At 51.5% G+C, this 11,655-nt stretch carries 10 protein-coding genes; all 10 read right to left on the bottom strand.

Annotated elements, in window-relative coordinates; all coding sequences use genetic code 11:
* Positions 1-303 precede the first annotated feature (303 nt).
* The gene (locus ACFQ2I_RS16520; protein WP_377566124.1) at positions 304-2,379 is read right to left on the bottom strand and encodes a methyl-accepting chemotaxis protein; all 2,076 of its coding nucleotides are present in this window, start codon (positions 2,377-2,379) and stop codon (positions 304-306) included.
* Between the two features lie 95 nt (positions 2,380-2,474).
* Positions 2,475-3,725, bottom strand: a complete 1,251-nt coding sequence (locus tag ACFQ2I_RS16515) for a peptidase U32 family protein (protein ID WP_377566218.1) — start codon at positions 3,723-3,725, stop codon at positions 2,475-2,477.
* A gap of 38 nt (positions 3,726-3,763) precedes the next feature.
* Positions 3,764-4,696: a peptidase U32 family protein gene (locus ACFQ2I_RS16510; RefSeq protein ID WP_377566121.1), complete on the bottom strand. Its 933-nt coding sequence runs from the start codon at positions 4,694-4,696 to the stop codon at positions 3,764-3,766.
* 26 nt (positions 4,697-4,722) lie between these two features.
* Positions 4,723-5,841, bottom strand: a complete 1,119-nt coding sequence (gene mltG / locus ACFQ2I_RS16505) for an endolytic transglycosylase MltG (RefSeq protein ID WP_377566216.1) — start codon at positions 5,839-5,841, stop codon at positions 4,723-4,725.
* A gap of 141 nt (positions 5,842-5,982) precedes the next feature.
* Positions 5,983-6,297 (bottom strand): DUF1292 domain-containing protein, encoded by a 315-nt coding sequence (locus tag ACFQ2I_RS16500; RefSeq protein WP_377566118.1) that lies wholly within the window; start codon positions 6,295-6,297, stop codon positions 5,983-5,985.
* A complete protein-coding gene (locus ACFQ2I_RS16495; RefSeq protein WP_377566115.1) occupies positions 6,297-6,593 on the bottom strand; it encodes a DUF1292 domain-containing protein in 297 nt (98 codons plus the stop codon). The genes ACFQ2I_RS16500 and ACFQ2I_RS16495 overlap by 1 nt, the downstream gene beginning before the upstream one ends.
* Before the next feature lie 8 nt (positions 6,594-6,601).
* Positions 6,602-7,018 carry a Holliday junction resolvase RuvX gene (ruvX, locus tag ACFQ2I_RS16490; protein ID WP_377566112.1) on the bottom strand — a complete coding sequence of 139 codons (417 nt, stop codon included), beginning with the start codon at positions 7,016-7,018 and terminating at the stop codon, positions 6,602-6,604.
* 18 nt (positions 7,019-7,036) lie between these two features.
* On the bottom strand, positions 7,037-7,300 hold the full coding sequence (locus ACFQ2I_RS16485; protein WP_377566110.1) for an IreB family regulatory phosphoprotein: 264 nt from the start codon (positions 7,298-7,300) through the stop codon (positions 7,037-7,039).
* Between the two features lie 53 nt (positions 7,301-7,353).
* Positions 7,354-9,987 carry an alanine--tRNA ligase gene (alaS, locus tag ACFQ2I_RS16480; RefSeq protein ID WP_377566107.1) on the bottom strand — a complete coding sequence of 878 codons (2,634 nt, stop codon included), beginning with the start codon at positions 9,985-9,987 and terminating at the stop codon, positions 7,354-7,356.
* A gap of 372 nt (positions 9,988-10,359) precedes the next feature.
* Complete coding sequence (locus ACFQ2I_RS16475) at positions 10,360-11,433, bottom strand: AI-2E family transporter (protein ID WP_377566105.1); 1,074 nt, start codon at positions 11,431-11,433, stop codon at positions 10,360-10,362.
* Positions 11,434-11,655 lie beyond the last annotated feature (222 nt).

Below are 11,655 nucleotides of genomic sequence, written 5' to 3'. Positions count from 1 at the left end.
CTTTGTTACTCCTGTTTCCATAATCGTTGATTTCTTCCCATCTGCTTGCACAAGTTGTTCTTTTTGCTTCTTTCGACCTAGCATGCTTCTGGCACCGCCCTTATAGTATGTAATGATTATGTAGTCCGCAACGATTAGAATTATGCGGCGACTGACTGAGAAATTCATACAAAGTTACTATTATGTTATCGACTGAATACGACCAATTGATTATAGCTTAAGTACAAAAATATAAAACCAAATTACGAACGCACATAGAAGAAGCCGACCTCCCTAAAGGGATAAGTCGGCTTCTTCTACATACTATATTTTGAATTTCATCAACGTCTCCTTCAGCCCGCGGGACACGGCATCCAGTTGCTCAGACAGCTTGACTAATCCGTCGCTCACATTCAATTGCTCGCTGCTGAGCGAAGCCACCTCTTCTGAAGTTGCCGACGATTCCTCCGCTACCGCGCTCACGTTGGTCATCGCCTCAGCCAGTACATTTTGTGATTTCTCCAACTCTGCAACTGAGCTCGTCACATCGTCAAGCCGTTGCTGGAAGCCGCCCATCTGTCCTTGTACCGATAGAAATATGCCGTTCGCTTCTTTTACAGATTCGATCTGCTCGCGGAACAATGGGTAAGCCTCGGACAACACATTCACCGTCTCTTCAATTTCACCGCTGATTCTCTCCGTAATGCCCGCAACAACGTCGATCGATTGCTTGGACTGATCCGCCAGCTGTCGAATCTCATCCGCCACTACCATGAACCCTTTGCCGGCAGCGCCGGCGCGAGCAGCTTCAATCGTCGCGTTCAGAGACAGAATGTTCGTCTGCTTGGTCAAATTATTGAGTACATCCAGTATTTTCACGATAGATGTGGTGCTATCCTTCAGAGCGTCTACCTTCTCCACCATCTCCCGAGTCATATTCTCCGTTCGCTCTGTCTTCTGCATGAGCGCTCCCATATGGTCGGTACCGCTTTTGCTTGCCAGTTCCACCTCCCCGGCCGAACGGACCATCTCTTCGTTCGCCATCATCACTTCCTTCATCTGGTTCTGTATATGTATGGATAGATCAGATCCCCGCTCCGATTCCACCGCCAGACTGGTAGCTCCTTTCGCAATCTCTTCTGTGGCGACCGATATTTCTCGTGCAGACAACGCGGTACGTTGGGATGATTCCGTAAGCTCGCCGGCAGTCGCTAGCACCTGTTCGGCCGATTGTGTCGTACGATTCGCCAGCTCCGAGATTTGAATCATCATTCGGTTAAAGCTCTCACTCAGCTTGAATATTTCATCCTGCCGCTTCTTAATCGTAGAGCGGATGGTCAAGTTGCCGCTTGCTCCCTCCTCCATCAGTTCCGAGAGCTTCACTAACGGTCGAGCGATCGTCAATATGACCACATATCCGATGGCAATCGCGATGAGCACTGCCACAAGCGCCGTCACCAATGTAACATCCCGAATAACATAGGCCGACTCCACAAGCTCCTGAACCGGAATGGTGCCTACCAGACGCCATTCCATCGCACTCAAGGATCGGTAAGCGGCAAGCACTTCGTCCCCGTCGCGCTTCTCAAGCTTATCCGCACCGTTGCTATCCGGATCAGCGGGCAAGGTGATGGCAGCATCCGTGCCGATAAGCGCGTTGTCTTCTGATATAATATACTTCCCTTGCATATCCATTATAGATAGCTCGCTGCCATTGCCCAATACGACATCACTATAATGCTCGCTTATGAATTCCACCGGAATTTCCATAAGAAGAACATAGCCTGCCTTATTCGTGAAGCTGTTGTTCAACTGACGTCCCAGCCCGAGGGCAGGCAGTGGACTAGCTGTCGCCAACCCTGTAGAGTGAGGCTCAATCCAGTGTATGGCGCCATTTAGTTCAACCACTTTTTTGAACCAATCCATCTCCATCAATTCAGCCGCTCTCGCTGTTTGCGCATTGCCGACTGCGATCGGCTTTAATTGCTCTTGGAGGGGCAAAAGCAGAATGCCTTTGATCGAACTGTTGCTAAGCGATATGTATTGCAGCATGTCCGTTATTTTTTTCGTCGCTTCGAATTTGGAGTACTCGTCTTCCGCATTGAGCAGTACGGCAGTCATATCATGAAAGTCCTTGTCTACCAGAAACTGCATGGAAATATCCTCGTAGGTTTTGAATACATTATTCAGATTATCCGCGACTTGATTGATCGTCTGAAAGCTGGCATCCGACACTTTCATCTCCACGATATCCTTCGTCTTGGAATATGCCAGCATGCCGATCGTGATGACGCACGCCAGAATACTTCCGAATATAATCAAAAATAGCTTCATCCCGACAGATTTGAACGGATGAATAGATGTGGTTGCGCTTACAACCGATTTATTGACAAACTTCATGATACACACCGCCTCCTGTTAGAATGAGAAAAAAAGACTATCCTCTCCGTATTATCGGCATAGAGGCTAGTCTTTTTAAGGACTTTTGAACGATATTATCCAATCTTCTTTCGCATCATGTCCATCTTCTTCACCGGATTTAAAGTTCGAATACGCAAATGCTGCATAGGATGTCTAGCGGCATCCAGCTTATTGCCGTCCATATCCTGGAGTTCAGTCACCGTCTGTTTAAAAAACCTGCCACCGGGACCAACGAATTCCACCTCTTGCCCCGGTCTGAAATGGTTGCGCTGCTGAATTGTAGCAAACCCACTCGCCTCGTCATAATCCAATACGACCGCCGCAAAATCATAAGGCGCCGCCTTGTCCTCGGGGCCATAGATGTGATCCTCCGCTCCTGGCGTGTCAAGAAAAAATCCTGTATTGAGCGGACGATTGGCCGCTTTATGAACCTCGTCGACCCACTCCTGCTTCAGCACGAAGTTCTCCGGATCAGCGAAATAAGCGTCGATCGCCTGCCGATAGGCATTCACGACGGTGGCGACGTAATGAATGCTCTTCATCCGTCCTTCAATCTTAAAGCTGTCCACGCCCACCTCGATCAGCTCCGGTAAATATTCAATCATGCACAGATCCTTCGAGCCCATAGTAAATTGGTCTGTATCTTCTTCATACATGGGAGCGTCGTTGAGGAACAGATCATACTTCCAGCGACACGACTGGCAGCAGCCTCCCCGGTTGGAATCCCGGTCCGTAAAGTGATTGGACAACACACAACGACCTGAATACGAGGAGCACATGGCGCCATGAATGAACGCCTCGATCTCGATATCGACATGCTGCTTGATCTCCGCGATCTCCTGGAAGCTCGTCTCACGGGCCAGCACGACGCGCGGCAATCCTTCTTCCTTCCAGAATTGCACCGTCTGCCAATTCATCGTCGACTGCTGTGTGCTGAGGTGAACTTCCAGCTTGGGCGCCACGCGCTGAGCGGTCTCAATAATGATCGGATCCGCCGCAATAATTGCCGCGATGCCCACCTCTTCCAGCTTGCGCAGATAGTGCTCCAACTCATCGCCGATGTCCTCGTTATGCGCATAAATGTTCGTAGCGACGAACACTTTCGCTCCGTACTGATTCGCGAACTCTACGCCTTCTCTCATCTCTTCGAAGCTGAAATTGTCCGCGTTGGAGCGTAGGCCGTATTTCTGTCCGCCAATGTAGACAGCATCCGCACCGTAATGGATGGCGAACTTCAGCTTCTCCAGATTGCCTGCGGGCGCAAGCAGCTCCGGCCGTTCCAGCCGATGCCGCTTGCCCTTGTAGCGCGGAGCCTCCTTCGTCATGTTGCTCATCTTGCTGCACCTCCTTAGCCTTCTATCGATTAATACACTTGCTCTTTATAGAAAAATCCGAAGCTGAGCTCCCTGTCGGGGTCTTGCACGGCAGCGACAGGCTCCAGCCATTCGTCCTGAAACTCGTAATTGTCGGGGTCGGCCATATACGTATCAATGATGCGACGATAGGTCCGAACGACCACTTCGTTATAGTCGACGGACTTCAAGATGCCTTCGATCTTCAGGCTGTCCACCTTGGCATCCAGCAGCTCGTGCAAATTCTCCAGCATGCAGATATCGTCCGAGCTCATAATATGGGTTCCGCTGAGATCCTCATAGATGGGATACTGCTCATCTGGTCGTTCCGCTTCCTTCAAGTAAAGGCCCAGCTCCTTCTCATAGCCTTCCAGCCTGCCGCCTTCCGACTGATGATCCATATAGCTGTGGAGCAGCGAACGCTTGGAATGATAAATATTGGTCATCCCGTGCACCTGCACCTGCACTTCAAGATTCGTATGCTCCTTCGTCTCCACTACTTGCTCCATATTCAGCTCCCGGGCAAGTACATAGCGGGTCGCCCCCCTGCGACCCCAATAGTCTGCCGTCATATAATTCGTTGAGGTCATTTCTGTATTCCAATGCAGGTCCATGCCCGGAGCATGCGTTCTGGCGGCTATCAAGACAGCGGGATCTCCGAATACGATAGCATCCACGCCAATCTCGTGCAGAAAGGCGATGTAAGCAGGCATGTCCGCCAGAGACGCATTGTCGATCAAGTGGTTCATCAAGACGTAGATGCGAACGCCGTTCGGCTTAGCCAGTTCGACTGCAGCCTTGATCATCTCTTGGGTGAATTCACCTGCAGGCCTGGTAGCATATTTCGACTCCCCGATGACGAAGGCGTCGGCTCCGGCGGCCATTAACCGCTTCAACTCCTCCAGCGAGGAAGCTGTGGCAAGCAGTTCCGGTTTGTAGCTCATATGCAAGACTCCTCCTTTCACTGACGTTACTCCGCCGTTTTCTCGCTGGCGGCAATATTGCGCTGATGCTCTTTATAGGTTTTGGCGAACAGATGCGACTGCGTGCCGTCTTTCTTCGTGACATAGAACAAGTAATCCGTATCCGCGGGATACAGCGCCGCTTCAATGGAAGCAATGCTCGGGCTCGCGATCGGTCCCGGTGGCAAGCCGTCGATTTTGTACGTATTATAAGGACTGTCAATCTCCAAATCCTTATGCAGCAGACGCTCCTTCTGCTTCCCTAACGCATACTGCACAGTAGCGTCTATCTGCAGCCGCATCGGCTGCTTCAGACGGTTATATATGACGCTGGCGACAATCGGCCTCTCTTCATCAACGACCACCTCGCGTTCCACCAGAGATGCGATGGTCATAATCTCATGAAGCGAACGCCCTGATTCTCCCAGCACCTCCTGCCAACCCTCCGGCAGCGATTCCAGCTTGCGGTCCGTCTCTTGCAGCATGCGCTGAATGATCGCTTCTTCCGTACTGTCCTTCTTCATCGCATACGTCTCGGGGAACATATACCCTTCTAGACGCTGTATGGTTCCTTCCATTTCCTTCGGGATGGACAATACCGCCTCCGCTTCGCCCCATGTGCGGTCTTCGCCCGCAAGCTGAAGGAACTTGGCGGAATCAACCAGCCCTTCCTGAGCCAGCTTCTGTGCAATCTGCTCCACGGTATATCCCTCAGGAATAGTGAATTGCACTGTCTCCGCCTCCACGACATCACCCGTGTTCAGCATATTGATAATCGTAGCGTTATCCATGCCGGGATGGAATTCGTAGACCCCCGCCTGGAATCTTGCGCCTTCATCTTTAAGCTGTAAATAATAGCCGAATAAAAACCCATTTTTTATAATTCCATTTTCTTCTAATGCATCCGCTACACGATTGGCAGACATCCCTCGCGATATCGTTACCTTCTTCGGATCGCCTTCGGGCAAAGGCTGCAAATTGCTCCACAAATAGAACAGCACGGCACATGCCGCTAATGCGATAATGCCGAGCAGACTAAGGGCGACCCAGAAGGACACAACCCATGCTCTTGGCCCCCTCTTTGCTTTGCTCTTTTTTTTCTTTTTCGGTGTCTCCTTCTCTTCCACTTTATCCAACTTTCCACACCTCTTCTTCAAGTTTCACCACACCGGAACAATGAACAGGTTTCCCGGAGGAAAGGACGTATTTCGACAAAAAGAGCGGTTGTCAGCCGCCCTCTTGTCATTTGCGTATACAATTGTGACCATTCAAGGTCTTGCATCGTCTGCAAAAAACAAATCGTCGTACGCTTCCGAGACCGCTTCCCACTCTTCATCGTCCCCAATGCTTTCCAGTGCCGGCTCAGAGCCGGAGAGATCGATGCGAAAAAACTCCACCTCATCTTCGTCCTGCTTATCCTCCCGCTGTAGCGCGGCATAGCGGACAGCTCCCAGCAGTAACTCCGCTTTAATGCGGAATACAAGCGCTGAGCCGTCTTCACTGTGCAACTCCACTTCGTTGCCGAAGGTGTCCTTCAGAACGCTTCCTGCAGGAAATAACGCCGCTTGTCCTTCACGGACCATTAGTCCTGCTCCTCCATCTCTCCAAGCAACGTGTTGAACGTCTCTTCCACGATGTTCCACTCTTCTTCATCTTCGATGGTGTACAGCTTCAAGTCATCGCCGTCTTCCTCGTAACGGAACGCGTATACTTCGTCCTCTTCTTCATTGTCGCTAATGAGAGGGACGACCATCATATATTTCTTATCGGAATCATCCATCTCGAATTTCATGATGACTTCGAACTCTTCCTCATTGCCCTCATCGTCCGGAATGTAGATAATTTCCGGCTCTTCGTAATTCAGTTCTTCGTTTGTCATGTTTACCCTCACCTTTTCGTTATAGAATCGAGATAATTTTGCAAAATAAGCGTTGCCGCCATTTTGTCCACAACCCGCTTTCGCTTCTTGCGGCTTACATCGGCTTCCAGCAGTGTCCGCTCTGCGGCTACCGTCGTCAGCCTTTCATCCCAAAGGTGAACAGGTAAATCCAGTTGCTGGCCGAGTTGCTCAGCAAAGGCAATCGTTATCTCGCCGCGCGGACCAATCGTGCCGTTCATATTCTTCGGCAAGCCCACTACGATCTCCGACACCTCATGCTCCCGAACCAGCTCCGCCAATCGGTCCAGCTCTCCGCTGTCCCGTCTCCGCTCGACAACGGTAAGGCCTTGTGCCGTCCATCGCAGCTCGTCGCTAACCGCAACGCCAATCTTGCGGTCACCGTAATCCAATCCCATGATCCTCATCCCGGTAGGCCCCTTGCGTCATTGATTCTTGTGCTGCAGATAGAAACGGACCAGTTCCTCAATCAGCTCGTCCCGCTCCTTCTTGCGGATCAGGCTTCTGGCGTTGTTGTGACGCGGAATATACGCAGGGTCACCGGACAACAAATAACCGACAATCTGATTAATGGGATGATACTCCTTCTCCAGCAGCGCTTCATGCACCTTCAGCAGTATGTCTTCCGAAGATGTCTCTTCCGCTTCCGCCTTCACATTAAACTTCATCGTTTGGTCCATTGCACTCATCAGGCAGCACCTCGCTTTCCACAACGCATTCTAACTTTGGTTACATATCACTACTATATCACACTTGCTCCGCCCGTCACCAGTTCTTGAACAAGTTTCAATGCTTCATCGAGCTTGGAAGCGTCTTTCCCTCCCGCTTGCGCCATATCGGGACGTCCTCCGCCGTTGCCTCCGCAATGCTGGGCCGCTTCTTTAATGATTTTTCCAGCATGATAACCTTTCTTCACCAAATCCTGTGAGACGGCCGCAGCCAGGTTCACTTTGTCTCCTTCTACAGCGCCGAGCACAATCACGCTTGGTCCAAGCTGAGGCTTCAGCTCATCGACTATGCCACGGAGCGCCTCCATGGAAGGGGCGCTAACCTTGGCGCACAATACCGTGATGTCTCCCGCCTTTACTGCCGCGGACAGCAACGAGCCCGCTTCAATACGGCTAAGCTTCGCTTGCAGCGATTCATTGTCGCGCGACAGCTCTTTCACTTGCCCGAGCAGCGATTCCAGACGCTTCGGAACATCGGCGATATTGGACTTGAGCAAGGACGCCGCTTGCTTCAGTAGCTCCAGCTGTTCTTCGTAGTAGCTGTAAGCTTGCTTCCCGCTTACAGCCTCGATCCGTCTGACGCCAGAGCCAATGCCGCTCTCGGAGAGCAGCTTGAATTGTCCGATCTGTGAAGTGTTGCCTACATGACAGCCGCCGCACAGCTCCAGGCTGTAATCGCCGACCTTCACGACCCGCACGATGTCGCCGTACTTCTCACCGAACAGCGCCATCGCTCCCATCGCCTTGGCCTCGTCCAGCGACCGCAGGCTAATGTCCACATCGGTGCCAAGCCAGATCTGCTCGTTCACCTTGCGCTCGATCGCCGCCAGCTCCTCGTCCGTAATGGACCCGAAGTGCGAGAAGTCGAAGCGCAAGCGCTCCGCTTCCACTAGCGAGCCGGCCTGGTTAACATGTTCGCCGAGCACTTCCTTGAGCGCTTTGTGCAGAAGATGCGTAGCGGTATGATTTTTAATAATATCCTCGCGCACAGTACGATCCACGATAGCCTTCGCCGCGGCCCCCGTCGATACGGTTCCGCTGACGACGACGGCATGGTGCAGATTTTGCCCGTTCGGCGCCTTCGTGACGTCCTCTACCTGAATTGTGAATCCGTCACCTTCTATCTTGCCTTTGTCGCCGATCTGTCCGCCGCTTTCCGCGTAGAACGGCGTGCGGTCCAGTATAAGCGCGACGCGGCTGCCCTCGCCCGCTAACTCAGCAGTGGCATCCTCCAGCACAATCGCCTTAATTTCACAGTCTGTTACCAATTCATTATAGCCAACAAATTCGCTTTTATCCGTTATATCAGCGAGCGGACCGCCCTGTACGTTCATGCTTCCCGTATCTTGACGGGCGGCGCGAGCGCGCTCGCGCTGAGCTTCCATGGCGGCGTCGAAGCCGTCGCGGTCTACGGTCATGCCATGCTCCGCTGCATAATCCTCCGTCAAGTCGAACGGGAAGCCGTAGGTGTCGTACAGCTTGAAGGCGTCATCGCCTCCGATGACGGCTGAACCCGATTGCTTCGCTTGTTCCGCCAGCTGAGACAGCAACACCAGGCCGTCGGACAGCGTCTCATGGAAGCGTTCCTCTTCCGTGCGGATAACGCGTTCAATGAATTCCTTCTTCTCCACCACTTCCGGATAGTAGACGCCCATCACTTCTCCCACGACAGGAGTAAGCTCGTGCAGGAAGGGACGGTCTACGCCAAGCGACTTGCCGTAACGCACCGCACGGCGCAGAAGCCTTCTTATAATGTAGCCCCGCCCTTCGTTGGACGGCATTACTCCGTCGCCTACGGAGAAGACGACTGTACGGATATGGTCGGCAATGACCTTAAGAGCGACATCATGCTCCGCATTGTGATGATAAGTCACGCCTGCGAGCTGACATGTCCGGTTAATGATCGGAAGGAACAGATCCGTATCAAAGTTGGAATCCACATCCTGCAGAATGGAAGCGAACCGCTCCAGTCCGGCTCCCGTATCAATGTTCTTGTTCGGCAGCGGCGTGTAGCTGCCGTCCTTGTTATGATTGAATTGGGAGAATACGAGATTCCACACTTCCAGGAAGCGCTCGTTCTCCCCACCCGGCCAGCACTCCGGATCGGAGAGATCCCCATACTTCTCACCGCGGTCGTAGAAGATCTCCGTACATGGGCCGCAAGGTCCCTCACCGATGTCCCAGAAGTTCTCCTCCAACTTATAGATGCGTTCTTCCGGCAGACCGATCACCTCGTTCCACAGCTTGAACGCTTCTTCGTCCTCCGGATAGACCGTTACCGACAATCTGTCGGGATCGAAGCCGATCCACTTCTTGTCAGTCAGGAATTCCCAAGCCCACTTTATCGTCTCTTCCTTGAAGTAATCGCCGATGGAGAAGTTGCCCAGCATTTCGAAGAACGTGTGATGCCGCTTCGTCTTACCCACATTCTCAATATCGTTCGTACGAATACACTTCTGAGAATTGGCGATGCGCGGATTGTCCGGCTTCACCCTGCCGTCAAAATAAGGCTTGAGTGGCGCCATTCCCGCATTTATCCATAACAGAGACGGATCGTTGTGCGGCACAAGCGATGCGCTTGCTTCAATTTTGTGTCCTTTACTCTCAAAAAACGCCAGCCATTTCTTACGAATTTCACTTGCATTCATAAACGTCTTCCTCCTTCTGATTAGGCAAACAAATGGACATAAAAAAAGCCCTGTCAACGACAGGGACGAATGAAAGTTCGCGGTACCACCCTGGTTATTGGGCCCTGATGGGCACAATCTCCTTGCAGGACGATAACGGGTCCAGCCGATGAAGTTCGTTCACACTCCGAAAAGAGCTTTCGACCAACCTTCGACATGACAGCTTTCTCAACCGACGCCGGCCGCATAAGTCCTGAACGGACTTGCGTGTCCCGCGAAGAAGCTCTCTCTCTGGCTGACGGGCTTTGGTCTACTTGTTTTCATCAACGCTTTAACATATATGTTCAGATTATATCTCTGCGGTCGGCAGCGTGTCAAATCTCTTTTCACCTTCTACCGAATGATTCTCCTGCGCACATAATAGGCGAACATATGCTGAACAATGACTTTGCAAGCGGCGAAGATCGGCACAGCCAAAATCATGCCGACAATACCGGCGATCTCCCCTCCCACGAGCAAGGCGAAGATAATAAGCAGTGGATGCAAATGCAGTGTTCGGCCCACCACTTGAGGTGAGATGACATTCCCTTCAAGAATTTGACAAGTTGTATTAACAATAGCGACCAATATCATCATCTTCAATGATACGGTGGATGCCATCAGCAGCGCCGGGGCGGCCCCGAAGAACGGTCCCAGATAAGGAATCACATTGGTCACGGCGACAATGCCCGCCAGCAGCAGCGCGTAAGGCATCCCAATCAGCAGATAACCGATATATGCCAGTATGCCAACGATAAGACAGACGAGAAATTGCCCTCGAATATAACTGCCCAGCGCATGGTCAATATCCTTCATCAAACGGACGGTATTCTGCCGGTGGGACTTGGGCAAGTACGTAATAATCGCCCGCTCGAACACTTCGAAATCTTTCAGTATATAAAAAGCCAGGAATGGAATGATGAACGCAATGAAGACAGCGCCAAGCATATTGCCGATATTGTTGACGAATTGGAACAGCGTCTCCGATATCCGCTTCTCGATCGCCGCCAGCGATCTGTTCACGCCATCCCGGAAGCTGTCAGGCAGGAATGAGGTGTTGTTCATATCGGATACGAAGTTCTCAGCGCGCATGCTCAGCTCCGGCAAGTGACGGTTCAACTGCTGAACTTGATCAATGAACATCGGAATCATATTGACAAGCAGTACGGTAATGACCACACAGAACACGGCATAGATGAGCAGTACAGCAATCGTACGCGGAACTTTCCTCTCATGAAGAAGCGTAACGACGGGATTCAGCACATAGGAGATAATCATGGCAATAATGAAAGGCCCAAGCACCGCCTTCAAAAAAACATAAACGGACACGATTAGCGGCTTGAGCATATACAGGAAATAGACTGCAATGAGACACAATATGACATATATGAGCAATACAAACAATCGCTTGTCCGTAAAACGCTCCATTTCACCACCCCCAAATCCCACACAATAAGTCCGCTCCAGGCATCGACGACCCAAGACTTTCTTCATTATATGTACATGCAAGGGGAATCATCCAAAAAAAAAGAAGACGGCTCTTGCTACACTGGTACCCATAGACTGGACACTTTGAAAAAAGGTGTGCGGACTGTGGGTACCTTTTTGTATACTGGAACAAGCAATGGAGGGGATTACATCATGAGCAAG

The organism is Paenibacillus chungangensis, assembly GCF_042675905.1.
GTDB lineage: Bacteria > Bacillota > Bacilli > Paenibacillales > Paenibacillaceae > Pristimantibacillus > Pristimantibacillus chungangensis.
This window is presented reverse-complemented; position numbering and strand designations above follow the sequence as displayed.